Origin of the sequence: Mycolicibacterium xanthum, assembly GCF_019710635.1 — a bacterium.
GTDB lineage: Bacteria > Actinomycetota > Actinomycetes > Mycobacteriales > Mycobacteriaceae > Mycobacterium > Mycobacterium xanthum.
Genome location: NZ_JAIFZS010000008.1, coordinates 251,000 through 275,877, shown reverse-complemented (window position 1 = coordinate 275,877; position 24,878 = coordinate 251,000). Strand labels below are relative to the sequence as shown.

Genomic DNA, 24,878 nt, shown 5'->3' with positions numbered 1-24,878 from the left:
GGCCCAATTCCACCGATCCGGGCCCGGGCCGGGCCGGCGGGGGGCAGAGTGACACCGGCACCGACGCATCCACTCGAGAGAGGAACCCTGCGATGACGTTTCCCGGGTTGGCCCACGTCGCGGTCACCGTGAAGGACCTCGCGGTCAGCGGACCGTGGTACCGCGCGCTCTTCGGCGCCGATCCGGTCCTCGACGAGGACACCGACGCCGGTTTCCGTCACATGGTGTGGCTGCTCGGCGGCTCCACGCTGTTCGGCGTCCACCAGCACACCACCCCGGCCCCCGACGAGAAGTTCTCGGAGTTCCGCGCCGGTCTCGACCACGTGGCGTTCGGGTGTGCGTCGCGCGCCGAACTGCAGACCTGGGCCGAGAAGCTGGATGCGCTCGGGTTGACCCACGGAGGAATCGTCGACGCGCACTACGGATCCGGCGTGGGTTTCCGCGACCCGGATGGCATCGCTCTGGAGTTCTTCGCCCCGCCCGGATGACAGACTGGGGCCATGACCGATCGGGTTCTCACCGCAGGCACCGTCATCACCATGGACCCGGATGCCCCACGTGCTCAGGCCGTGGCCGTGTCGGACGGGAGGATCGTCGCGGTCGGCAGCCTCGAAGAGTGCCGTTCCGCGCTGCCGGACGCCGAGGTCGTCGACACCGGGGCGGCCGCTCTCGGGCCGGGATTCGTTGAGCCGCACAGCCATCCGCTGATGAGTGGGATCGCCACCCAGGCGCCGGCCCGGTCCATCGCACCCTGGGACGCGCCCACCTGGGCCGATGTCGAGAAGGTGTTCGCCGAGGCGATCGCCGGTTCCGATGGGGACACGCCGTTGTGGTTCGCCGGCTTCGACGCCTTGCTGCACGGTCACCCCAGCCCGAAGGCCGACGAACTCGACGCGATCTTCGGCGACCGGATCACCGTCGTCACCGACAATTCCGGCCACGGCGTGTACTTCAACACCGCGCTGATGAAGCGCTACGGCTGGGACACCAACCCGCCCGCCGACCCGGTGGCCGCGCACTACGGACGCACCGCCGCCGGCGCGCTGAACGGCCAGGGCTTCGAGCTGCCGGCGCTCACCGAGGTCACCGGCCCGTTGATGGCGCAGATGGGCGACCCGTTGCTCTCGGCGGCGCGGTACTACGCGCTGATGTCACGCGGCGGGTACACCTCGACCTCGGACATGACCTACGACCCGAAGTTCGCCGCCGGCTACGAAACCCTGGCCGCCGCGCCGTCGTGCCCGCTGCGGGTCAGCATGTGGGAGATGTCCATCACCGACACCTACTGGCGACCAACGTCTTTCGCCGCCGGGGAGGACTGGCTGACCAAGGCCGGGGTGAAGCTGTGGACCGACGGTTCGCCGTGGGTGGGCAACATCGCGATCTCGTTCCCGTACCTGGACACCGAGGTCACCCGCACCGCGGGGATCGACCCGGCCGTCGCCGGCGGGGCGCGTTCGATGAACTACACCCGCGAGCAACTCGACGCCATCCTGGACCGGGCCGCCCCGGCCGGCTGGCAGATGGCCTTCCACGCCAACGGCGACCTGGCGCTGGATCTCGCGCTGGACGCCTACGAGGGGGCGCTGGACAGGCACGGCCTGCTGGGCACCGACCACCGCTGGCGCCTGGAACACTGCGGGGCGGGCACCCGCGCGCACTTCGACCGGGCCGCCCGGCTGGGGGTGCACGTGTCGATGGCCCCGTTCCAGTACTACTACTGGGGCGAGTTGCTCGACGGTGCGATGTTCGCACCGGAATTCGGGGCCCGCTGGGCAGCCTTCGCCGACGCCGTCGACTCCGGTGCGTGCGTGTCGCTGCACAACGACGGTTCGGTGTCCCCGCCGACGCCGGTCGTCAACATCGCCACCGCGGTCACCCGCCGCACCCGCGGCGGCACCGTGCACGCCGCCGATCAGGCCATCTCGCTGGACGCGGCGTGGCGCGCGCAGACCATCAACGCCGCGAGGACGCTGCGCCGCGATCACCTGGTCGGGTCGATCGAGGTGGGCAAGCTCGCCGACTTCGTCGAGCTGACCGCCGACCCGTGGACGGTCGAGCCGGCCGAGCTGATCGACACGGTCCGGGTGACCGGTACCTGGCTGGGCGGGCAACGCATAGACCTCGACGCTTTCCTGGCCGCCGTCGGCGGCGGCGACAACAGCGCGCACGCACACCTGGCCGAGCGCACGGCGGGGTGCTGCTGAGCGGTGGGCGCGGACGGGATCGAACCGCCGACCGCCCCGAAGCCGAAGCGCTCGACGGCACCCGGGAGCCACCACCCGTCATCAGCACCAAACCGCGCCGGCCCCGCGAACCTCTGACGATGTTCGAGGCGGTCAACCGGTGGCACCGGCCCGGGGGCACCGCACCGAGCACGCCTCGAAGCCGCTCTCGGTCGGTCCGGGTTCGCCCGGACCGAGGCGATCGGGGGGTAGGTTCGCCCGTGAAGAGCCGGCGAAAGGAGCCTCCGGTGCACGAATGGGACCGAGTCGTTCGCCACCAGGCACTCGCCGGCAGCAAGGAGCGCAAAGCCGAGGGCCGAGCCCTCCGTTCCGACGCGCCGCTGGCGACGCTGGCCCAGGTGCCCGCTCAAACCGATCGCGCCGACCCGGTCTCGGTCCTGGTCGGGCAGGATCAGGACAGGGTGCCCGAACTCGTGCCGATCCGCCACGGGCGGATGAGCGCCAGTCCGTTCGCCTTCTACCGGGGCAGCGCGGCCATCATGGCCGCCGATCTGGCGTCGACACCACGCACCACAGGGCTGGACGTGCAACTGTGCGGTGATGCCCACTTGTCCAACTTCGGGCTCTTCAAAGGTCCCGACCGCCGACTCGTGTTCGATCTCAACGACTTCGATGAGACCCTGCCGGGCCCCTTCGACTGGGACGTCAAGCGGCTGGCGGCCAGCGTCACGATCGCCGCACGAAACCTGGGCATTCCCCGTTCCAAGGGGATGGCCGCGACCCGCGCCGCAGTTGCCCAGTATCGCAAGGCGATGGCGCAGGCGATACCGGTCAGCCCGCTGCACCGTCAGTACTTCCGCCTGGACTACGCATCGCTGATCCCCAAGCTCGGCACGGGCGCGCAGTCGCGGCGCAGCGCCCAGCGCGCCGCTGACAAGGCGGCCGTCAAGAACAGCCTGCGCGCCTTTCGCCGGCTCACCGAGACCGTCGACAACCAACCGCGGATCAAGGCCGATTCGCCACTGATCGTGCGGTTCGACGAGGACTACATCGAGCACGAACTGGGACGCCTGCAGGACTTCCTGCTGGGCTACCTCGACTCCCTACCGCTCGAGCATCAGCTGTTGCTTCGGCGATACCGGCTCGTCGACGTGGCGCACAAGGTGGTCGGGGTGGGCAGCGTCGGCACCCGATGCCTGATCCTCTTGCTGGTCACAGGCGATGGTGAACCGCTGTTTCTTCAGTTCAAGGAGGCCGTCGCGTCGGTCCTGGAAGCCCATCTTGGTCCCAGCGCCTTCCACCAGGCCGGGGAAAGGGTGGTCCGAGGCCAGCGGCTGATGCAGTCGTCGGGGGACATCTTCTTGGGATGGTCGCGATACGAGCGTCCCACTGACCACCGCGACTACTACTTTCGTCAGCTCTGGGACGGTAAGGGATCGTTGGCGGTCGAGGACATGAGCCCCAAGATGCTGCAGCGTTATGCGGCGCTGTGTGGCGCCACGCTGGCGGTGGCCCACGCCCGCACCGGCGACCCGGCGATGATCGCGGGCTATGTCGGCGACGACGAGACCTTCGACGAAGTCATCGGGGAATTCGCCGAAGCCTACGCCGACATCACCGAACGCGACTACGCAACGCACTGCGCAGCCATCGACCGGGGCCGGATCGCCGCGACTCGTGACCTCGGCTGAAACCTTGGGGAGAAACATCACCCGGCTGTGACGTAGACGTGTCGACCGCGAATCGACTCCTCGGTCGCGGCCCGAATGAAATGACTCGGAAGTTCCTCCATGAGGACGGCGAGCTGCTCGCGGGTAGCAGCTGCCGCACGGCAAAGGGACCTTGTCCTCTCGCGGTGCATGGACTGCGGTTGGACACTCGGGTGTCTGCCTTGGAGAGGAGTTCCGATGATCTCGACTGCCTCATCCGCCATCCCACTCTCGGTCTGGCGGAAGACAGCCATGGCGACGTGGCGCCCGCGGAAAGACTCAATGATTGTGGCCACGATGGACATCGAAGCCGCCCGGCTGCTCGATTACCTCCGCCAGGTCCGCGACGCCACGGGCCAACACGTCACTCCCATGGACCTCGTGGGGAGGGCGGCCGGCAAGGTCCTCGAAGCGCTGCCGGGCCTTAACGGCCGGGTGGTGTTCGGCAGCTTTCTGCCGTCGCCGACCATCGACTGCTTTTTTGTGGTGTCGCTGCGAACAGATCTCGTAACCGGAGCCGAAGCGACCGGCACCGATCTATCGGGCGCCGTTGTGCGTCGCGTCAATGAGAAGCCGCCCTGGGTGATCGCCGAGGAACTCACCGATCGGGTCGCGCGCATTCGCCATGGCGCTGATCCCCAGTTCAAGCAGACCAAGGCCATGGTCCAGGCGCTGCCGTCGTTTCTTTTGCGCCCGGTGATCGATGCCATCGGTTTCGTCACCGAAAGCCTCCAATTGCCCCTTCCCTTCCTTGGGGTCGAGGCCCGCCCGTATGGCTCGATACTGGTGAGCAACGTGGGCACCTACGGCCTGGACTCGGCCGCTGCCCCGTGGCCGACCTTCTGCCACGTGCCATTTGGGATCATGATGGGTGCGGTGACCGACAAGGTGTTGGCGCTAGGCGGTCAACCCGTAGTGTGTCCGGTGCTGCCGTTGACCATTGGTCTGGATCACCGGTTCGTCGACGGCTACCAGGCGGCGACGATGGCCCGCATCTTCCGCGCTTACCTGGCTGATCCCGCCGCCTTCGACCCGGTGCCAAGATCCATCCCGCCACGGAAGAGGCAGCGTGCCTCGGCGCGGTCGAACAGCACGAGGCCAGCGACCGCAGCGGCAAGAAGACCGCGCTCGTAGAAGGCCAAGGTGTAGGGAACTGCGAGTTCGCCCGGCAAAAATTGTCAGCTCCACCATCAGTGGCGTGTCGCTACCCGAGGATGCTGGCAGGCGAGGTGCGGCGATGCTAGCCACTTCCGCTGGATCTTCCATAGGTCGACCTGTCGCCAAGTCGTGGAGTCGCGGATGCTTGCGTCGGAGCGGCCTGGGTTGCTCAACAAGGGAATCGGACGTAGCTGAGTGCCGGCGGACACGGCAGACTCCGGCTGGGTGGTCAGATAGCTCCGCGTGAGCGGGCCACTGCTCGTACCGGGGACCGTTAGTTCTCTCGTGTTCGGGTCTTATGCCTCTACTTCTGAGGTTTACGGGCTGCTCCGATCGTTTAAACGGTGGAACCGGTAAGAGGACAGGAGGAAATGCCGTGTCCGGTTTTAGGGTCGGTGTCGCCGAACTGCCGGTCAATGTGCCCCATGCGCCGACCGCGCTGGTGAATGCGACCTATCTGACCGCCGCGGCCAGCGGGGCGGACTCGTTCTGGCTGCCCGACCACCTCAACGCGTTTCTTCCGCGTGCGGTCGCCACGCCGAAGTACATGGGCGCCGCCAGATTGGCGCCCAAAATCGATGCGTACCTGGAGCCGTGGACACTGCTCGGGAATGTGGCTGCGCGTCATCGTGTGCGTCGGCTGCGGCTGGGGATCGGAGTAACCGACGCCAGCCGGCGCAACCCGGCCGTCACCGCCCAGGCTGCCGCGACGTTGCATCTGCTCACCGGGGGCCGCGCCATCTTGGGCATTGGCACCGGGGAACGGGAGGGCAACGAACCCTACGGGGTGGACTGGTCGCGACCGGTGGCACGGTTTGAAGAAGCCATCGCGACCATCCGGGCGCTGTGGGATTCGGGGGGCCAGCTCGTCACCCGTGATTCCGCGTACTTTCCGCTGCGCAACGCGCTGTTCGACCTCCCGCCCTACCGGGGCAGGTGGCCGGAGATCTGGATCGCCTCCCATGGCCCACGGATGCTGCGCATCACCGGTCGCTACGCCGATGCCTGGGTACCCGTGCTCGTGTTTCTTCCCAAGGACTATGCGGCCAAGTTGGAGGTGGTCCGGGCCGCCGCTTCCGACGTGGGGCGCGACCCGATGTCGATCCTGCCTGCGATGTTGTTTTTCGTGTCGACCGGCCGCAGCCGTGATGAGGTCGACGAAGCCCTGAGCTCGCCGTTTGCGAAAGCGTCGAAGCTGAGTTTGCCGGGCGAGGTCTGGAGGCGCCATGGCCTACAGCATCCGCTTGGCGTGGATGCGACAGGGGTGCAAGATCTTCTGCCGTACGTCCTCGATGAGCAGACGGTTCTGTCCTATACCACGGATGTTCCGGTCTCGTTGGTGAGGGAGGGGCTCCTGGCGGGGACGCCCGGGGAGGTGATCGACCAGGTGGCCGAATGGCGGGACCATGGCCTGCGCTACGCGGTGGTGTGCAATGTCAGTTCGATGCAGCCCAACCTGCGCCGGGGATTGGCGGCGACTTTTCCCTTCGCCAAAATCGTCCGCGGATTACGCAGACTCTGAGCGAGCCGCCAATGAGTCGGAATCGAAACGGCTGGTTGGCCCATCATCCACCATCGGATGACGGCGCGGGACACCAGGCACCGCGGACGCATCCCTCCCGACGTTACCGCCCGGGGCGGACAGGTCTCGGGACACTCCGCGGCGTCCGCGCATCGCGGGTATCGCGGTCAGTGCTCGCCACCAGCTCGTGATGGGCAGGAAGGCCGTCGCCGCCGCATTGCAGAATGAGGGCGTGGCCACTGCACCGCGGGGCTTCATGTCCTACTCGCACGACGATGACGAGCACAAGGATTGGGTTCTGCAACTGGCATCCAGGTTGCGCGGGAACGGGGTTGACGTCTGCCTCGACCGTTGGGATGTCAGCAGCCGCTCGTATGCAGCCTCCTCGACGGCGCCGCCCGGCCAGTAGCAGCGTCACCGCCGTCCATTGGCGACCTCTTGGCAACTTCGCCGTGAATCGACGTTCCTTCTGGGATCGTCATAACCGCCACGCATGGCGCTGAACTGAGAATTCGATGGTGGGCGCGGACGGTATCGAACCGCCGACCGCTGGTGTGTAAAACCAGAGCTCTACCACTGAGCTACGCGCCCGATCCCGGGCAGGCTACACGGCTCAGGCGTACGGACGGAAATCCCGCATCCGGCCACAACTGCCCGCCGAGCGTGAACTGACAGCGACAAATCGGCCGGATACTCGCAGTGGATGCACATTCGGCAAGCAGGGGCGCCCGTCAGCCAGCCGGCGACGCCACCGCCGCCAGGGCCGCCGACCACACCGACTGATCACGACCCTCACCCGGCGCTCGGCAGTCGGCGAACCGGATCACCCCGGCGCGGTCCACCGCGAAGGTGCCCCGGTTCGCGAAACCCGAGTCCTCGTTGAACACGCCGTAGGCCTTGCTGACCTCACCGTGCGGCCAGAAGTCCGACAGCACCGGGAAGGTGAACCCCCGCTGGGCGGCCCAGACCTTGTGGGTCGGCGACGGCCCCACCGAGATGGCCAGCGTGGCGGTGTCGGCGTTGTCGAAATCGTCGATGCGCTGCTGGATCTCGTCGAGTTCGCGCTGACAGATGCCGGTGAACGCGAGCGGGAAGAACACCAGCAGCACGTTGCGCGCGCCGCGGAACCCACTCAGCGTCACCGGCTGGTTGTTCTGGTCCTTGAGGGTGAAGTCCGGCGCCGGGTCGCCGACCGCGCTCATCGCCTTCCGGCGGCTTTGGACTTCGGCTGCACCAGGCGGCTGGCGATCCAGTCCCCGAGGTTGGCCGACGAGGTCTGCATCAGGCCCGCGGTGGGTGCCGACTCGGCGATCTCGGCGGGCTGGACGTGGCCCGGTTGGCCGGTCTTGGGCGTGACGACCCAGATGACGCCGTCGTCGGCGAGCGGGGTGATGGCATCCATCAGGGTGTCGACCAGATCGCCGTCCCCGTCGCGCCACCACAGCAGCACCACGTCGACCACCTCGTCGGCATCCTCGTCGAGCAGCTCACCGCCGCTCTCGTCCTCGATGTCCGCCCGGATGTCGTCGTCGGTGTCCTCGTCCCACCCGAACTCCTGCACAACCTGATCTTTTTGGATGCCCAGCAATCGGGCGTAGTTCGGGGGGTCACCCGCCGACACCACGGTCAGTCCTCCTTCAGCCAACTCGTCGCACTGTGCGCTCGGTCATGTTCGAAGCCCTATCGTCGCACGGCCCGTCCCGACAGCAAGCCCCGGCGGCCAGGTTCACCGATATGCCGCGTCGCATCGGTCCAGTGCCGTGGTCTTGGAGTCGTTGAGGTCGGCGATTGCGGAGTTGAACTCGGCGGTTCCGTAATTGGCCGCGATCGCCGTCGCGACGGCCCTGGCGGCGTCCACCCAGCGGGTCAGGGCGGCGCCCAGTTCGGGCGGCAACGGGTCGGTGATGCTGGCCGAGACCAGGTCCGCGCTGTGGTTCAACGCGTCCACCGCCGGGCCCGCGGTGGAACCGACATCGGTCACGCCGGCGTTGAAGGCGTCGACATAGGCGTTCAAGGCGCCGATGGCGTCGGCGCTGCTCGAGCTCAGCGCCTCGCAGGCGGTGTGGACGGCCTGCTGGGTGAGCGAACTCTGCCGCTCGGACTCGCGCGCGCTGGAGCTGGCCGCGGACTCCTCGATCGAGGCCGACACCGACGCCTGATACAGCGGGGCATCGCCCTGCGCGACCGTGGCATCACCGTCGGTGATGTTCGTGCAACCGACCACGATCATGGCCAGAACAGCAAAGACACCTGTCGTGAAGGCGGCGAGCCGCGCACGGGGGGTGCTCAGCCAACCGATCAGCACGGTCTGCAGACGTTACCGGTTCGGCTGGGCGCTCACCCACCGATCGGCGGTTCACCGCACTCACCACACCCGACGGTGCGAATGGGGCAGGATTAGAGAAGGATAGTGTCCGCGCGCGCCGCAAAGGCGGGGAAACCCCTCGGCCGATCGGCGCGCCAGTAACCCGGCCTACCGAGGAGCGGAAGTTGACCACCGAGTTCGTGCGCCAGGACCTGGCCCAAAACTCCAGTAGCACAGCCGATCACGACCGTGTTCGGGTCATCCGGGAAGGCGTGGCCTCGTATCTGCCCGATATCGACCCCGAGGAGACCGGCGAGTGGCTGGAATCCTTCGACGATCTGCTCGAACGTTCCGGGCCCGCCCGCGCCCGCTACCTGATGCTGCGGTTGCTCGAGCGGGCCGGTGAACACAACGTCGCGATCCCGGCGCTGACCTCCACCGACTACGTCAACACCATCCCGACCGAGTTGGAGCCGTGGTTCCCGGGCGACGAGGAAGTCGAGCGCCGCTACCGCGCGTGGATCCGCTGGAACGCCGCCATCATGGTGCACCGTGCCCAGCGCCCCGGAGTCGGTGTGGGTGGCCATATTTCGACTTACGCATCGTCTGCCGCCCTCTACGAGGTCGGGTTCAACCACTTCTTCCGCGGTAAAGCCCACCCCGGCGGCGGCGACCAGGTGTTCATCCAGGGCCATGCCTCGCCGGGTGTGTACGCCCGGGCGTTCCTGGAAGGACGCCTGACCGCCGACCAGCTGGACGGCTTCCGCCAGGAGCACAGCCACCCCGGCGGCGGCCTGCCGTCCTACCCGCACCCGCGGTTGATGCCCGACTTCTGGGAGTTCCCCACGGTGTCGATGGGCCTGGGCCCGATGAACGCGATCTACCAGGCCCGGTTCAACCACTACCTGCACGACCGCGGCATCAAGGACACCTCCGACCAGCACGTGTGGGCGTTCCTCGGGGACGGCGAGATGGACGAGCCGGAGAGCCGCGGGCTCATCCAGGTCGGCGCCAACGAGGGCCTGGACAACCTGACCTTCGTGGTGAACTGCAACCTGCAGCGCCTGGACGGCCCGGTGCGCGGCAACGGCAAGATCATCCAGGAGCTGGAGTCGTTCTTCCGTGGCGCGGGCTGGAACGTCATCAAGGTGGTGTGGGGCCGCGAGTGGGACGCGCTGCTGCACGCCGACCGCGACGGCGCGCTGGTCAACCTGATGAACACCACCCCCGACGGGGACTACCAGACCTACAAGGCCAACGACGGCGGTTACGTGCGCGACCACTTCTTCGGCCGCGACCCGCGCACCAAGGCGCTGGTGGAACCGATGACCGACAGCGAGATCTGGAACCTCAAACGCGGCGGGCACGACTACCGCAAGGTCTATGCCGCCTACCACGCCGCGATGGGGCACAAGGGCCAGCCGACGGTGATCCTGGCCAAGACCATCAAGGGCTACCAGCTCGGCACGCACTTCGAGGGCCGCAACGCCACTCACCAGATGAAAAAGCTTGCGCTCGAGGACCTCAAGCAGTTCCGCGACGCCCAGCGCATCCCGATCAGCGACGAGCAGCTCGAGGACAACCCGTACCTGCCGCCGTACTACCACCCGGGCCCCGAGACCCCGGAGATCCGCTACATGCTCGATCGGCGGCGGGCGCTGGGCGGCTTCCTGCCCGAACGCCGGACCAAGACCAAGGCGCTGACCCTGCCCGGTCCCGACACCTACCAGGCGCTGAAGAAGGGGTCCGGCAAGCAGGAGGTGGCGACCACGATGGCCACCGTCCGCACCTTCAAGGAACTGTTGCGCGACAAGGAGATCGGAAAGCGGATCGTCCCGATCATCCCGGATGAGGCCCGCACGTTCGGCATGGACTCGTGGTTCCCCAGCCTGAAGATCTACAACCGCAACGGACAGCTCTACACCGCCGTCGATGCGGACCTGATGCTCGCCTACAAGGAGAGCGAGGTCGGCCAGATCCTGCACGAGGGCATCAACGAGGCCGGCTCCACGTCGTCGTTCACCGCGGTCGGCACCTCGTACGCCACGCACAACGAGCCGATGATCCCGATCTACATCTTCTACTCGATGTTCGGCTTCCAGCGCACCGGCGACGGCTTCTGGGCGGCCGCCGACCAGATGGCGCGCGGGTTCGTGCTCGGCGCCACCGCGGGCCGCACCACGCTGGTCGGCGAGGGCCTGCAGCACGCCGACGGCCACTCGCTGCTGCTCGCGTCGACCAATCCGGCGGTGGTGGCCTACGACCCTTCGTTCGCCTACGAGGTGGCCTACATCATCGAGAGCGGCCTGCAGCGGATGTTCGGTGAGAACCCGGAGAACGTCTACTTCTACATGACCATCTACAACGAGCCCTACGTGCAGCCGGCCCAGCCGGACGGGCTGGACGTCGAGGGGCTGCTGCGGGGCCTCTACCGGTACCGGTCTGCACCGGAGCCGCGGTCGCACTCGGCGCAGATCCTGACCTCGGGCGTGGCGATGCCGGCCGCGCTGCAGGCGGCCGACATGCTGGCCGAGGAGTGGGACGTCGCCGCCGACGTGTGGTCGGCGACCAGCTGGGGAGAGCTCAACCGGGACGGGGTGGCGGTCGAGAAGGAACGGCTGCGCCACCCGGACCGCACGCCCCGAACGCCTCACGTCACCGCCGCGCTGGCCGACGCCACCGGGCCGGTGGTCGCGGTGACGGACTGGATGCGGGCGGTGCCCGAGCAGATCCGGCCGTGGGTGCCCGGCACCTACATCACGCTGGGCACCGACGGATTCGGCTTCTCCGACACCCGGCCCGCGGCGCGCCGGTTCTTCAACACCGACGCCGAATCGGTCGTGGTCGCCGTGCTCGAGGGATTGGCCTACGACGGCAACATCGACAAGTCGGTCGCCGTGGAGGCCGCCAACAAGTACCAGATCGACGACGTGATGGCCGCCGGGGTTTCCTACAAGGACACCGGTAGCGCCTGATTTGGAGGGTTTCGCCAGAAAGTTGGCGTAGCTTTTAGGGATGCCCGACAACAATCGGTTCGTCCCGCCGCGATCCACCGTTGAGGTTCTGGAGAACGTCCCGGAATCGGTGCTGCGCCGACTCAAGCAGTACTCGGGCCGATTGGCCACCGAGGCGGTGCACGTCCTGGAGGACCGGCTGCCGTTCTTCTCCGACCTGGAGGCCTCTCAGCGGGCCAGTGTGCAGCTGGTCGTCCAGACCGCGGTGATGAACTTCGTCGAGTGGATGCGCGAACCCGACAGCGACGTCAGCTACACCGCGCAGGCGTTCGAGGTGGTGCCCCAGGATCTGCGCCGGCGCATCGCCCTGCGCCAGTCGGTGGAGATGGTCCGCGTCACGATGGAGTTCTTCGAGGAGGTCGTTCCGCTGCTGGCCCGCTCGGAGGAGCAGCTCACCGCGCTCACGGCGGGGATCCTGCGCTACAGCCGCGACCTCGCGTTCGCCGCGGCCACCGCGTACGCCGACCAGGCCGAGGCCCGCGGGGCGTGGGACACCCGGATGGAGGCCAACCTGGTAGACGCGGTGGTGCGCGGCGACATCGGCCCCGAGCTTCAGTCCCAGGCCGCCGCGCTGAACTGGGACGCGACCGCGCCGGCCACCGTCATCGTCGGGACGCCACGGCCGGGCCGCGCCGATTTCGCCAGCGAGGACGTCCACGACGTCGCCAACCGCAACGGCCGGGCCGCGCTGTCCGACGTGCACGGCACCTGGCTGGTGACCGTCGTCTCCGGCGGACTGTCACCGACCGAGCGGTTCCTGGCCGACCTGATGACGGTGTTCGCCGACGGGCCCGTGGTGATCGGCCCGACCGCACCCGCGCTCGGAGCCGCGCACCGCAGCGCGACCGAGGCGATCGCCGGAATGAACGCCGTCGCCGGATGGGCCGGGGCGCCCCGGCCGGTACTCGCGCGCGAACTGCTGCCTGAGCGGGCCCTGCTGGGCGATGCGACCGCCGCGGCGGCGCTGGAGGCCGAGGTGATGCGGCCCTTGTCGGACGCCGGTCCGGCGCTGACCGACACCCTGGACGCGTTCCTGGACTCCGGGGGCGCCATCGAGGCCTGCGCACGCAAATTGGTGGTTCATCCAAATACGGTCCGCTACCGGCTCAAGCGGATCGCCGACTTCACCGGCCGAGATCCCACCGTCCCGCGCGACGCCTACGTGCTGCGGGTGGCCTCCACCGTCTGCCGACTGTCCCGACAGACCCATCATCCGGTCCCCCAGACGGCCGGATCGTGGCAGGTCACCGGTGTTATACCGGTCACATCTGCGCCGTCTGCGCGACCGTGACTTGTTGCGGCGGGGTATCGATGACATCGCATCACATGCGGATTTGTGGGATGTCTACAAAAACATAAGACAAGGTTCATAATCTCTTACACCGCGCAAAACCGTCTTCACAATGTTCTCTTAGAGACGTGCCTCAGCAGACTGTGCTCGCCTTGCTTGCGCCCGGACAGGGTTCGCAGACCTCCGGCATGCTCGCCGACTGGGTCGAGCTGCCCGGAGCGACCGAGCGGTTGGCCGCGTGGTCCGAGATCAGCGGCCTGGATCTGGCCCGCCTCGGCACCACCGCCACCGCCGAGGAGATCACCGACACCGCGGTGACCCAGCCGCTCGTCGTGGCCGCGACCCTGCTGGCCCACGAGGAGCTCACCGCCCGCGGGATCCTGACCGGAGACGAGAAGATCGTCGCCGCCGGACACTCGGTCGGCGAGATCGCCGCCTACGCGATCGCGGGCGTCATCTCCGCCGACGAGGCCGTCTCGCTGGCCGCCACCCGCGGCGCCGAGATGGCCAAGGCGTGCGCATTGGAGCCGACCGGGATGGCCGCGCTGCTCGGCGGCGACGAGGCCGAGGTGCTGGCCCGGCTCGAGGCCCTCGATCTGGTACCCGCCAACCGCAACGCGGCCGGGCAGATCGTCGCCGCGGGTGCGCTCGCGGCGCTGGAGAAGCTCGCCGAGGACCCACCGGCCCGGGCGCGGGTGCGCCAGCTGGCCACCGCCGGCGCGTTCCACACCCACTACATGGCCTCCGCGCTGGAGGGCTACGCCACCGTCGCCGACCGGGTCGACCCGGCGGAGCCGACGGTCACCCTGCTGTCCAACGCCGACGGCCGTCCGGTCTCGTCGGCCGCCGACGCGATGACCAAGCTGGTGGCGCAGATGACCCGCCCGGTGCGCTGGGACCTGTGCTCCGCCACGATGCGCGACCTCGGGGTCTCGCGAATCGTCGAGTTCCCGCCCGCCGGGACGCTCACCGGGATCGCCAAGCGCGAGCTCAAGGGGGTGCCGACGCACGCCGTCAAGTCCCCCGCCGACCTGGACGGGCTTGCGGACGCGCTCCGCACCCCGGCCGGCTGACAAGTACATATCCAACCCACGCACGATCCGTAGCAACACCCAACAAAGAGATAGAAGGAGCCACTGTGGCCGCCAGTCAGGAAGAAATCATCGCCGGCCTCGCCGAGATCATCGAAGAGGTCACCGGTATCGAGCCCTCTGAGGTGACTCCCGAGAAGTCGTTCGTCGACGACCTGGACATCGACTCGCTGTCGATGGTCGAGATCGCGGTGCAGACCGAGGACAAGTATGGCGTGAAGATCCCCGACGAGGACCTCGCCGGCCTCCGCACCGTCGGTGACGTCGTCTCCTACATCCAGAAGCTCGAGGAAGAGAACCCCGAGGCCGCCGCGGCCATCCGCGCCCAGATCCAGGGCGACGCGTGACCAGACCTTCCACTGCTAACGGCGGTTTCCCGAGCGTCGTGGTGACCGCGGTCGAGGCCACCACGGCGCTCGCCGCGGACATCGAGAGCACGTGGAAGGGCCTGCTGGCAGGAGAAAGCGGCATCCGCGTCCTCACCGACGAGTTCGTCGACAAGTGGGACCTGCCGGTCCGTATCGGCGGTCACCTGGTCGACAACGTCGACGACCACATGTCCCGGCTGGACATGCGCCGGATGTCCTACGTGCAGCGGATGTCGAAGCTGCTGTCCGGCCGGCTGTGGGAGAACGCGGGCAAGCCCGAGGTCGACCCGGACCGGTTCGCCGTGGTGATCGGCACCGGCCTGGGTGGCGGCGAGAAGATCGTCGAGACCTACGACGCGATGAACGAGGGCGGCCCCCGCAAGGTGTCGCCGCTGGCCGTCCAGATGATCATGCCCAACGGCGCCGCCGCCGTCGCCGGCCTGGAGCTGGGCGCCCGCGCCGGGGTGATCACCCCGGTGTCGGCCTGCTCGTCCGGGTCGGAGGCGATCGCGCACGCCTGGCGCCAGATCGTCATGGGTGACGCCGACTTCGCCGTCTGCGGCGGTGTGGAAGGCGGCATCGAGGCGCTGCCGATCGCGGCGTTCTCGATGATGCGCGCCATGTCGACCCGCAACGACGATCCCGCGGGCGCATCCCGGCCGTTCGACAAGAACCGGGACGGCTTCGTGTTCGGCGAGGCCGGTGCGCTGATGATCATCGAGACCGAGGAGCATGCCAAGGCCCGCGGCGCCAAGCCGCTGGCCCGCCTGATGGGCGCGGGCATCACGTCGGACGCCTATCACATGGTGGCCCCGGCCCCGGACGGCATGCGTGCCGGCCAGGCGATGAAGCGGGCGATGGAGACCGCGGGGCTGGAGTCCAAGGACATCGACCACGTCAACGCACACGGTACGGCGACGCCGATCGGCGACACCGCCGAGGCGAACGCCATCCGGGTGGCCGGCTGCCAGGAAGCCGCTGTCTACGCACCGAAGTCGGCGCTGGGTCACTCGATCGGTGCGGTCGGTGCCCTGGAGTCGGTGCTGACGGTGCTGGCGCTGCGGGACGGGGTCATCCCGCCCACGCTGAACTACGAGACGCCCGACCCCGAGATCGATCTCGATGTCGTCGCGGGTGAGCCTCGATACGGCGATTATTCGTACGCCATCAACAATTCGTTCGGTTTCGGCGGTCACAATGTCGCTCTGGCGTTCGGCCGCTACTAGAGGTTAGTGACACGGGGAAAGGACGCGCGGCTCAGCATGGCTTCGCCGACAACAGGTAACGGTTTGCCGGACATCGTCGTCACCGGCATCGCGATGACCACCAGTGTGGCCCCCTCCGCGGAGGGGACGTGGAGTGCGCTGCTGGAGGGGAAGAGCGGGATCCGCAAACTGGACGACCCGTTCGTCGAGGAGTTCGACCTTCCGGTGCGCATCGGCGGTCATCTGCTCGAGGAGTTCGATTCCCAGCTGACCAAGGTCGAGAACCGGCGGATGTCGTATCCGCAGAAGATGTCCACGATCCTCGGCCGACGGGTGTGGGAGAACGCCGGAAACCCCGAGGTCGACACCGAGCGGTTGCTGGTGTCGATCGGGACCGGCCTCGGCGGCGCCGAGGCGCTGGTGTTCGCCTACGACGGCATGCGGGAGCGCGGCATCAAGGCGGTCTCCCCGCTGGCCGTGCAGATGTACATGCCCAACGGCCCGTCCGCGGTCGTCGGCCTGGAGCGGCACGCCAAGGCCGGGGTCGTCACCCCGGTTTCGGCGTGCGCCTCCGGCTCGGAGGGCATCGCCCAGGCGTGGCGCAACATCGTGCTCGGGGAGGCCGACATCGCGATCTGCGGTGGCGTCGAGCAGCGCATCGAGGCGGTGCCGATCGCCGGATTCGCGCAGATGCGCATCGTGATGTCGACCAACAACGACGACCCCGCCGGGGCCTGCCGTCCGTTCGACAGGGACCGCGACGGCTTCGTGTTCGGCGAGGCCGGCGCACTGATGGTCATCGAGACCGCGGAGCATGCCAAGGCCCGCGGCGCCAAGCCGATAGCCCGCCTGATGGGCGCCAGCATCACCTCCGACGGTTTCCACATGGTGGCGCCCGACCCCAACGGCCAGCGAGCCGGCTACGCGATGACGCGTGCCATCCAGTTGGCCGGCCTGCAGCCCACCGACATCGACCACGTCAACGCGCACGCCACCGGCACCAGCGTCGGCGACGTGGCCGAGGGCCAGGCGATCAACAACGCGATGAAGGGACACCGCCCCGCGGTGTACGCCCCGAAGTCCGCGCTGGGCCACTCGGTCGGCGCGGTCGGCGCGGTGGAGTCCATCCTCACCGTGCAGGCGTTGCGGGACGGCATCATCCCGCCGACGCTGAACCTCAAGAACCTGGATCCCGAGATCGACCTCGACGTCGTCGCAGGCGGACCTCGGCCCGGAAATTACGAGTACGCAGTAAACAATTCGTTCGGATTCGGTGGGCACAATGTCGCGCTCGCCTTCGGGAAGTACTGACCACAAACACTTCTCGAGGGCGCAAGCCGACATTCGACCCGTCACAGGAGGTTTTATCGATGACGACCATGGCTCCCGAGGCCGCCGCCGAATCCCTGGATCCCCGTGATCCGCTGCTGCGCCTGAAGACGTTCTTCGACGACGGCTCCGTCGAGTTGCTGCACGAGCGGGACCGCTCCGGCATCCTGGCCGCCGCCGGCACCGTCAACGGGGTGCGCACCATCGCGTTCTGCACCGACGGCACGGTGATGGGCGGCGCCATGGGCGTCGAGGGATGCGCGCACATCGTCAACGCCTACGACATCGCGATCAACGAGCAGAGCCCGATCGTCGGCATCTGGCACTCCGGCGGCGCCCGGCTGGCCGAGGGGGTGCGCGCACTGCACGCCGTCGGCCTGGTGTTCGAGGCGATGATCCGCGCCTCCGGCTTCATCCCGCAGATCTCCGTGGTGGTCGGCTTCGCCGCCGGCGGCGCCGCCTACGGCCCCGCACTGACCGACGTCGTCGTGATGGCGCCCGAGGGCCGGATCTTCGTGACCGGCCCGGACGTGGTGCGCAGCGTCACCGGCGAGGACGTCGACATGGCCTCGCTGGGCGGCCCGGACACCCACCACAAGAAGTCCGGCGTGTGCCACATCGTCGCCGACGACGAGCTCGACGCCTACGACCGCGGGCGTCGCCTGGTCTGCCTGTTCTCCCAGCAGGGCCACTTCGACCGCAGCAAGGCCGAGGCCGGCGACACCGACCTCAAGGCCCTGCTGCCGGAGTCGGCGCGACGCGCCTACGACGTGCACCCGATCGTCGAGGCGCTGCTGGACGCGGACACCCCGTTCGAGGAGTTCCAGGCCAAGTGGGCGCCGTCGATCGTGGTCGGCCTGGGCCGGCTGGCCGGGCGCAGCGTCGGCGTGATCGCCAACAACCCGCTGCGACTGGGCGGCTGCCTGAACTCCGAGAGCGCGGAGAAGGCGGCCCGGTTCGTGCGGCTGTGCAACGCGTTCGGCATCCCGCTGGTGGTCGTCGTCGACGTGCCGGGGTATCTGCCGGGCGTGGACCAGGAGTGGGGCGGCGTGGTGCGCCGCGGCGCCAAGCTGCTGCACGCATTCGGCGAGTCCACCGTGCCCCGGGTCACGCTGGTCACCCGCAAGATCTACGGCGGCGCCTACATCGCGATGAACTCGCGGTCGCTGAACGCCACCAAGGTGTTCGCCTGGCCGGAGGCCGAGGTCGCCGTGATGGGCGCCAAGGCCGCGGTCGGCATCCTGCACAAGAAGAAGCTGGCCGCCGCGCCCGACCACGAGCGCGAAGCGCTGCACGAGGAGCTGGCCATCGAGCACGAGAGGATCGCCGGCGGTGTCGACTCGGCGATCGAGCTCGGCGTGGTCGACGAGAAGATCGACCCGGCCCACACCCGGTCCAAGCTGACCCAGGCGCTGGCCGAAGCGCCCACGCGGCGCGGCCGGCACAAGAACATCCCGCTGTAAGTTGTGATTTCGGTGTAGTTCGTCCCACGCAGCGTGACGAACTACACCGAAATCACCTCGCGGGCCGCGGGTTCGGCTGCCGCGCGGTCGGCGGGCACCAGCCCGATACGGGTGCGCCGGTCCAGGATGTCGTCGACCGTCAGCGCCCCCTCGTGGGTGACGGCGTACTCGAACTCGGCACGGGTCACGTCGATTCCGTCGCCGACCGGATCGGTGGGGCGTTCACCGCTCGCCCGCGCGATCACATTGGGCGCCTCGGCGCCGTAGCGCGCCACCAGCGATCCCGGCAACTGCTCCGGGGAGCGCAGTGTCGCAACGGGATTCGCCGGCGCACCGACCAGCGGCAGGTTGCGGGTGCGGCAGCCACCCGCGGTCAGCCCCCGCCACTGCACGGCGCGGTCCAGCGTGTCCTCGGCCATGTACCGGTACTCGGTGAGCTTGCCGCCGATCACGCTGATCACCCCGGACGGCGACTCGACGACGGCGTGCTCCCGCGAGACGTCGGCCGATCGCCCCGCCCCCGCGATGTCGACCAGGGGCCGCAGCCCCGCGTAGGACCCGATCACGTCGTCGGGACCGAGCGCGACGTCCAGTGCGGTGTTGACCGTGTCGAGCAGGAAGGTGATCTCGCCCTGGGTCGGTTGCGGAACGTCGGGGATCGGTCCGGGGGCGTCCTCGTCGGTCAGCCCGAGGTAGACGCGGCCGAGTTGCTCGGGCATCGCGAAGACGAAGCGGTTGATCTCCCCCGGGATCGGAATCGTCAGCGCCGCGGTGGGATTGCCGAATGTTGCCGCGTCGAACACCAGATGGGTGCCACGGCTGGGCCGCACCCGAATGGAGTCGTCGACCTCACCGGCCCACACCCCGGCGGCGTTGATCACCGCGCGCGCCGACACCGTCAGCGGCTCTCCGGTCAGGGTGTCGGTCAGCGCGACCGACTTCCCCGTCGCGGCCGAGGCCGCCACCCGGGTGAGGATCGTCGCGCCGTGCTGTGCCGCTGTCCGGGCCACCGCGACTACCAACCGGGCGTCGTCGACCAGCTGTCCGTCGTAGGCCAGCAGGGCGCCGTCGAGGCCGTCGCGGCGCACGGTCGGCGCCAGCGCGATCGCCCGCTCGGCATCGATCCGGCGCGAGCGCGGCAGCGTGGCCGCCGACGTGCCCGCGAGCCTGCGCAGGCCGTCCCCCGCGGCGAACCCCACCCGGACCAGCGCCCGCGACGGCGTGCCGAGCTCGGCGAACAGCGGGACGAGCTGGGCCATGGCGTGCACCAGGTGCGGTGCGTTGCGGGTCATCAGGATGCCGCGCTCGACGGCGCTGCGCCGGGCGATGCCGACATGCCCGCCGGCCAGATAGCGCAGCCCGCCGTGGACGAGCTTGGAGCTCCACCGGCTGGTGCCGAAGGCCAGGTCGTGCCTCTCGACGAGCACGACCGACAGTCCCCGGGTCACCGCGTCGAGTGCGATGCCCGTTCCGGTGATCCCGCCGCCGATGACGACGACGTCGACGCTGCCCGTGTCGGCGAGGCGCGCGAGCTCCTCGGACCGCCGGGCGGCGTTGAGCGCCGTCGAGCCGGTCACGGCCGCAGGTATCCGTTCAGCGCGTGACCCAGCTCGACGTTGATCGCCCGGGCATCGAGCAGCTCGGCGACCATCTGCGCCGACTGGATGGTCGACTGGGTGATCAGCAGACACATCGCCGCCATCTCGCGCGGGTCGCCGGTGCGGATGCTGCCCTCGTCCTGGCCGGCCTTGATGGCCTCGGCCAGCGCATCGATCAGGATCTGCTGGCTGGTGCCCAGCCGGTCGGCGATGTAGGTCATGGCCAGGCCCGGCGCGTTATGGATCACCGCCTGCACGATGTCATCGTGCTGCAGGTGGTCGGCCACCGCGACGACCCGCCCCACCGTCGCCTCCCGCCCGACTCCGCGGTCCGGGATCGCCTCGAGCACGCCGGCGATCCGGACGGTCAGCAACTCGGCGATGACCCATCGGATGTCGGGCCAGCGGCGGTAGATGGTCGGCCTGCTGACCCGCGCGCGCCGCGCGATCTCGGTCATCGTGGTGCGCTCGACCCCGTTGGCCAGAATGCACGCGGCGGCGGCGTCGAGTATTCGCTGCTCGACGCTCCCATCACCGTTACGGATTGACAGCATCTGTAATACTGTAACGCATGACGCCCGCCGTGACCCGTCCCGACGATCCGCCGATGTTGTGGAACGGATGGGGCGATCCGGCCGAGGCCAGGCCGCTGTCCCCGGGCATCCGCTCGCTGCTGGACCAGGCCCTGGGCATCGACGCCGTCGGCGCCGAGGAGCCGGGCATCGACCAGGTGCGGGTGCGGCCCTCGGCGGTGTCGCGTACCGATCGCGACGGCCTGAGCGCGATCGTCGGGGCCGATCACGTGATCGTCGACGATCGGGCCCGGCTGTTGCGCTCCGGCGGCAAATCCACCCTGGACCTGTTGCGGCGGCGCGATTTCGGTATCCAGGACGCGCCGGACGCGGTGCTGCTGCCCGGCGACGAGGACCAGATCGCCGCGGTCCTGCGGTTCTGCGCGGACCGCAGCATCGCCGTCGTGCCGTTCGGCGGCGGCACCAGCGTGGTCGGCGGGCTGGACCCGGCCCGCGGCGACTTCAAGGCCGTCGTGTCGCTGGATCTGCGCCGCCTCGACCAGCTGCACGCGCTCGACGAGATCTCCTGGGAAGCCGAGCTCGGAGCCGGCCTCACCGGCCCGGAGGCCGAGCGGCTGCTCGGTGAACGCGGTTTCTCGCTCGGGCACTTCCCCCAGAGCTTCTGCTTCGCCACCATCGGCGGGTTCGCCGCCACCCGCTCGTCCGGCCAGGACTCGGCGGGCTACGGCCGGTTCGACCACATGGTCCGCGGACTGCGGGCGGTGACCCCGGCCGGCGTCCTCGACCTGGGCCGTGCACCGGAATCCGCGGCGGGCCCGGACCTGCGCCAGCTGCTCCTCGGCTCCGAGGGCGCGTTCGGCATCATCACGCGGGTTCGGGTGCGCGTGCACCCGGTGCCCGAGACCACCCGCTACGAGGCGTGGTCGTTCCCCGACTTCGCCACCGGCGCCGACGCGCTGCGCGCCGTGGTGCAGACCGGTGCGGGACCCACGGTGATCCGGCTGTCCGACGAGGCGGAGACGGGCGTGAACCTGGCCACCACCGAGAGCATCGGCGAGCAGCAGGTCACCGGCGGATGCCTGGCGATCACGGTGTTCGAGGGCACGCAGGCCCACGTCGCCAGCCGGCACGCCGAGACCCGGGCGCTGCTACAGGAAGCCGGCGGCACCTCGCTGGGCGAGGGCCCGGCCCGGGCGTGGGAACACGGCCGGTTCAACGCGCCCTATCTGCGCGACTCGCTGCTCTCGGCGGGCGCGCTGTGCGAGACCCTGGAGACCGCCACCAACTGGTCGAACTTGCCCGCGCTCAAGGCGGCGGTCACCACCGCGCTGACCGGTGCACTGGCCGACTCGGGCACCCCCGCGCTGGTGATGTGCCACATCTCGCACGTCTACCCCACCGGCGCGTCGCTGTACTTCACCGTGGTCGCCGCGCAGCGCGGCAACCCGATCGAGCAGTGGCGCACCGCCAAGGCGGCGGCCTCCGACGCGATGATGCGGGCCGGAGCGACGATCACCCACCACCACGGGGTGGGCGCCGATCACCGACCGTGGATGCGCGACGAGGTCGGCGACGCCGGGGTGCGGGTGTTGCGGGCCGTCAAGGCGGCGCTGGATCCGTCCGGAATCCTGAACCCGGGCAAGCTGATTCCGTGACTCGCGTGACGGTGCTGACCAATCCCGCCTCGGGACACGGCAGCGCGCCGCATGCCGCCGAGCGTGCCGTCACCCGGCTGAACCAGCGCGGCGTCGACGTCGTCGCGGTCGCCGGCAGCGATCCCGCACATGCCCGGCGGCTGGTCGAGGGCGCGCTCGAGCGCGGCATGGACGCGTTGGTGGTGGTCGGCGGTGACGGCATCGTCTCGCTGGCGTTGCAGGTGGTGGCGCAGAGCGGCGTCCCGCTGGGCATCATCCCGGCCGGCACGGGCAACGACCATGCGCGCGAGTTCGGGATCCCGACCAAAGACCCCGAGGCCGCTGCCGACGTCGTCGTCGACGGGGTCGCCGAGACCGTGGACCTGGGCCGCATCGTCGGCGCCGACGGCACCGACATCTGGTTCGGCACGGTGATGGCCGCCGGATTCGACTCGCTGGTGACCGACCGGACCAACCGGATGCGCTGGCCGCACGGCCGGATGCGCTACAACCTGGCGATGCTCGCCGAACTGTCCCGGCTGCGGCTGCTGCCGTTCCGGCTGACGTTGGACGGCACCGAACTCGACACCGAACTCACTCTCGCCGCGATCGGCAACACCCGCAGCTACGGCGGCGGCATGCTGATCTGTCCCGACGCCGATCCGCGCGACGGACTGCTGGACGTCACGATGGTGGCTTCGGCGTCGCGCACCCGGCTGATCCGGTTGTTCCCGACGGTGTTCAAGGGCACCCACGTCGGTCTCGACGAGGTGCACACCGCACGGGCGAAGACGATAGGCGTCGAATGCCCCGGGAGCTCACCCCCGATCAATGCCTACGCCGACGGCGAGTACGTGTGCCCACTGCCGGTCGAGGTGTCCGCGGTGCCCGGCGCGCTGACGCTGATTCGGCCGGCCTAGCCGACTCGCCGCCCGATGTCGTCGGCCTAGCCGACTCGCCGCCCGATGTCGTCGGCCTAGCCGACTCCGCGGCTCAGCCAGCTGACCTCGGCGCCCGACCCACCGTCGCGGTAGGCCTCCAGGGCGTCGTCCCACGCCGTGCCCAGCACGGTGTCCAGTTCGGCGGCCAGCGTGTCGGCGCCCGACGCCATCAGGGCGCGCAGCCGCATCTCGCCGACCATCACGTCGCCATTGGCGCTCATCGCACCGCTCCACAGGCCCAGCTGCGGGGTGTGGCACCAGCGGTGCCCGTCCACGCCCTGGCTGGGATCCTCGGTCACCTCGAAGCGCAGCACCGACCACGAGCGCAGCGCATTGGCCAGCTGGGCGCCGGTGCCGACCGGTCCGACCCAGTTGGTGACGGCCCGCAGCTGCCCGGGCATGGCCGGCTGCGGGGTCCACTTCAGATTCGCCCTCGCATTGAGGGTCGACGACAGCGCCCACTCGACGTGCGGGCACACCGCCGCGGGTGAGGCATGGATGTAGACCACGCCCGTCGTCGCGTCGGCGAATTGGTTCGCTGCACGCATCTGCTGCTCCTTCGGCTCCACGAGGGACGTCTTCCCCAACGACCTGGTGGATCACCGAACAGAGACGATGAATGCTGCCTGTGAAATTGTGGTGTGCGAGACCTGCGAGGTCTACGTGACCATTGTGCCTCGTGAGACGTGTGTTGCGCTAGTCGCGCCCAAATTCTCTCAGAACTTCATCAGACAGCGCCGGCATCACCGGATGCGCCCACTCCCCGAACGGGCGGTCGGTGAGCACGACCAGCGCCAGCGACGCCCCCGGATCGACCCACAGAAACGTCCCGGACTGGCCGAAATGTCCGAACGTGGCCGCCGAGTTCGCCGCCCCGGTCCAATGCGGGGACTTGCCGTCGCGGATCTCGAACCCCAGCCCCCAGTCGTTCGGGCGCTGCACCCCGAAACCGGGAAGCACCCCGTCCAGGCCGGGAAACTGCAAGCTGATCGCCTCGCGGTGCATGTGCGGGGACACCGTGGCCGGAGCGAGCAGGTCAGTGGCGAACGCCACCAGGTCGTCGACGGTCGAGGTGGCCCCGTACCCGGCCGCGGGAAGGCCGCCCTCCAACGAGGTGTCGGCCATACCGAGCGGTTCCAACACCGCCTCGCTGAGGTAGCTGGCGAACGGGATCGACGATTCCCGTTCCATCGTCTCGGCCAGCACCGTGAAGCCGTGGTTGGAGTAGATCCGGCGGGTGCCCGGTGCGGCGATCACCCTCGCCGAGGTCATCTCGTAGCCCGCGGCGTGGGCAAGCAGGTGACGCACCGTCGAACCGGGCGGCCCCGCCTCGGTGTCGAGGTCGACGGCGCCCTCCTCGACGGCGACCTGCGCGGCCCGGGCCACCAACGGTTTGGTCACCGACGCCAGCGCGAACCGGCGCGTGGTGTCGCCGTACTCGGCCAGTCGGCCCGCCGGACCCACCACGGCGGCGGCCACCGTCGGGACCGGCCAGTCTGCGAGGACGTCCAGGGCTGCCATCGGCAGCAGC

General features: G+C 69.1%; 22 protein-coding genes and 1 tRNA gene. 15 read left to right on the top strand and 8 right to left on the bottom strand.

Features of this window, described 5'->3' with window-relative positions; all coding sequences use genetic code 11:
• Nucleotides 1-92 precede the first annotated feature (92 nt).
• The 6 genes from JDV09_RS05650 to JDV09_RS27405 all read left to right on the top strand — a co-directional run bounded on the left by JDV09_RS05650 (nucleotide 93) and on the right by JDV09_RS27405 (nucleotide 6,984).
• A complete protein-coding gene (locus JDV09_RS05650; RefSeq protein WP_221368115.1) occupies nucleotides 93-488 on the top strand; it encodes a VOC family protein in 396 nt (131 codons plus the stop codon).
• A gap of 12 nt (nucleotides 489-500) precedes the next feature.
• Complete coding sequence (locus tag JDV09_RS05645) at nucleotides 501-2,207, top strand: amidohydrolase (RefSeq protein WP_221368114.1); 1,707 nt, start codon at nucleotides 501-503, stop codon at nucleotides 2,205-2,207.
• A gap of 266 nt (nucleotides 2,208-2,473) precedes the next feature.
• A complete protein-coding gene (locus JDV09_RS05640; protein ID WP_308124017.1) occupies nucleotides 2,474-3,877 on the top strand; it encodes a DUF2252 domain-containing protein in 1,404 nt (467 codons plus the stop codon).
• 315 nt (nucleotides 3,878-4,192) lie between these two features.
• Nucleotides 4,193-5,029, top strand: coding sequence for a 2-oxo acid dehydrogenase subunit E2 (locus tag JDV09_RS05635; protein ID WP_221368112.1), 837 nt, complete (start codon nucleotides 4,193-4,195; stop codon nucleotides 5,027-5,029).
• 400 nt (nucleotides 5,030-5,429) lie between these two features.
• Nucleotides 5,430-6,575, top strand: a complete 1,146-nt coding sequence (locus JDV09_RS05630; RefSeq protein ID WP_372452848.1) for an LLM class flavin-dependent oxidoreductase — start codon at nucleotides 5,430-5,432, stop codon at nucleotides 6,573-6,575.
• Nucleotides 6,576-6,765: 190 nt separating this feature from the next.
• Nucleotides 6,766-6,984 carry a toll/interleukin-1 receptor domain-containing protein gene (locus tag JDV09_RS27405; RefSeq protein WP_221368110.1) on the top strand — a complete coding sequence of 73 codons (219 nt, stop codon included), beginning with the start codon at nucleotides 6,766-6,768 and terminating at the stop codon, nucleotides 6,982-6,984.
• A gap of 107 nt (nucleotides 6,985-7,091) precedes the next feature.
• Here JDV09_RS27405 and JDV09_RS05620 read toward each other — a convergent pair.
• From JDV09_RS05620 to JDV09_RS05605, 4 genes are all read right to left on the bottom strand, one after another.
• A tRNA-Val gene (locus JDV09_RS05620) sits at nucleotides 7,092-7,166 on the bottom strand.
• Nucleotides 7,167-7,306: 140 nt separating this feature from the next.
• Entirely contained in the window at nucleotides 7,307-7,777 is a 471-nt protein-coding gene (locus tag JDV09_RS05615; RefSeq protein WP_221368109.1) for a peroxiredoxin, read from the bottom strand.
• Nucleotides 7,774-8,199: a DUF3052 domain-containing protein gene (locus JDV09_RS05610; RefSeq protein WP_221368238.1), complete on the bottom strand. Its 426-nt coding sequence runs from the start codon at nucleotides 8,197-8,199 to the stop codon at nucleotides 7,774-7,776. Before JDV09_RS05610 ends, JDV09_RS05615 begins: the two co-directional genes overlap by 4 nt.
• 102 nt (nucleotides 8,200-8,301) lie before the next feature.
• Nucleotides 8,302-8,880 (bottom strand): Rv2240c family protein, encoded by a 579-nt coding sequence (locus JDV09_RS05605; RefSeq protein ID WP_221368108.1) that lies wholly within the window; start codon nucleotides 8,878-8,880, stop codon nucleotides 8,302-8,304.
• Nucleotides 8,881-9,065: 185 nt separating this feature from the next.
• On the opposite strand from JDV09_RS05605, the gene aceE reads away from it, so the two are divergent.
• The 7 genes from aceE (at nucleotide 9,066) to JDV09_RS05570 (ending at nucleotide 18,641) form a co-directional block, all read left to right on the top strand.
• Nucleotides 9,066-11,855, top strand: coding sequence for a pyruvate dehydrogenase (acetyl-transferring), homodimeric type (gene aceE / locus JDV09_RS05600; RefSeq protein ID WP_221368107.1), 2,790 nt, complete (start codon nucleotides 9,066-9,068; stop codon nucleotides 11,853-11,855).
• 40 nt (nucleotides 11,856-11,895) lie between these two features.
• Nucleotides 11,896-13,185, top strand: coding sequence for a PucR family transcriptional regulator (locus JDV09_RS05595; RefSeq protein WP_221368106.1), 1,290 nt, complete (start codon nucleotides 11,896-11,898; stop codon nucleotides 13,183-13,185).
• 143 nt (nucleotides 13,186-13,328) lie between these two features.
• Nucleotides 13,329-14,258, top strand: a complete 930-nt coding sequence (locus tag JDV09_RS05590; protein WP_221368237.1) for an ACP S-malonyltransferase — start codon at nucleotides 13,329-13,331, stop codon at nucleotides 14,256-14,258.
• A 65-nt stretch (nucleotides 14,259-14,323) separates the two neighbouring features.
• Nucleotides 14,324-14,623 (top strand): meromycolate extension acyl carrier protein AcpM, encoded by a 300-nt coding sequence (gene acpM, locus JDV09_RS05585; RefSeq protein ID WP_221368105.1) that lies wholly within the window; start codon nucleotides 14,324-14,326, stop codon nucleotides 14,621-14,623.
• Nucleotides 14,620-15,870: a 3-oxoacyl-ACP synthase KasA gene (kasA, locus tag JDV09_RS05580; protein WP_221368104.1), complete on the top strand. Its 1,251-nt coding sequence runs from the start codon at nucleotides 14,620-14,622 to the stop codon at nucleotides 15,868-15,870. The genes acpM and kasA overlap by 4 nt, the downstream gene beginning before the upstream one ends.
• A 36-nt stretch (nucleotides 15,871-15,906) precedes the next feature.
• Nucleotides 15,907-17,160 carry a 3-oxoacyl-ACP synthase KasB gene (gene kasB, locus JDV09_RS05575; protein ID WP_221368103.1) on the top strand — a complete coding sequence of 418 codons (1,254 nt, stop codon included), beginning with the start codon at nucleotides 15,907-15,909 and terminating at the stop codon, nucleotides 17,158-17,160.
• Between the two features lie 59 nt (nucleotides 17,161-17,219).
• Nucleotides 17,220-18,641, top strand: a complete 1,422-nt coding sequence (locus JDV09_RS05570) for an acyl-CoA carboxylase subunit beta (RefSeq protein ID WP_221368102.1) — start codon at nucleotides 17,220-17,222, stop codon at nucleotides 18,639-18,641.
• Between the two features lie 41 nt (nucleotides 18,642-18,682).
• Here JDV09_RS05570 and JDV09_RS05565 read toward each other — a convergent pair whose 3' ends face one another.
• Nucleotides 18,683-20,218: a glycerol-3-phosphate dehydrogenase/oxidase gene (locus JDV09_RS05565; RefSeq protein ID WP_221368101.1), complete on the bottom strand. Its 1,536-nt coding sequence runs from the start codon at nucleotides 20,216-20,218 to the stop codon at nucleotides 18,683-18,685.
• On the bottom strand, nucleotides 20,215-20,793 hold the full coding sequence (locus JDV09_RS05560) for a TetR/AcrR family transcriptional regulator (protein WP_221368100.1): 579 nt from the start codon (nucleotides 20,791-20,793) through the stop codon (nucleotides 20,215-20,217). Before JDV09_RS05560 ends, JDV09_RS05565 begins: the two co-directional genes overlap by 4 nt.
• 53 nt (nucleotides 20,794-20,846) lie before the next feature.
• Here JDV09_RS05560 and JDV09_RS05555 point away from each other — a divergent pair, with 53 nt between their 5' ends.
• Both JDV09_RS05555 and JDV09_RS05550 read left to right on the top strand, forming a co-directional pair.
• Nucleotides 20,847-22,427, top strand: a complete 1,581-nt coding sequence (locus JDV09_RS05555; RefSeq protein WP_221368236.1) for an FAD-binding oxidoreductase — start codon at nucleotides 20,847-20,849, stop codon at nucleotides 22,425-22,427.
• Nucleotides 22,424-23,326 carry a diacylglycerol kinase gene (locus tag JDV09_RS05550; RefSeq protein WP_308124016.1) on the top strand — a complete coding sequence of 301 codons (903 nt, stop codon included), beginning with the start codon at nucleotides 22,424-22,426 and terminating at the stop codon, nucleotides 23,324-23,326. The genes JDV09_RS05555 and JDV09_RS05550 overlap by 4 nt, the downstream gene beginning before the upstream one ends.
• A gap of 56 nt (nucleotides 23,327-23,382) precedes the next feature.
• Here the strand turns inward: JDV09_RS05550 and JDV09_RS05545 are convergent, their stop codons facing one another.
• Nucleotides 23,383-23,895 carry a DUF3145 domain-containing protein gene (locus tag JDV09_RS05545; RefSeq protein WP_221368099.1) on the bottom strand — a complete coding sequence of 171 codons (513 nt, stop codon included), beginning with the start codon at nucleotides 23,893-23,895 and terminating at the stop codon, nucleotides 23,383-23,385.
• 148 nt (nucleotides 23,896-24,043) lie between these two features.
• Entirely contained in the window at nucleotides 24,044-24,868 is an 825-nt protein-coding gene (locus tag JDV09_RS05540; RefSeq protein ID WP_221368098.1) for a serine hydrolase domain-containing protein, read from the bottom strand.
• Between the last annotated feature and the right edge of the window lie 10 nt (nucleotides 24,869-24,878).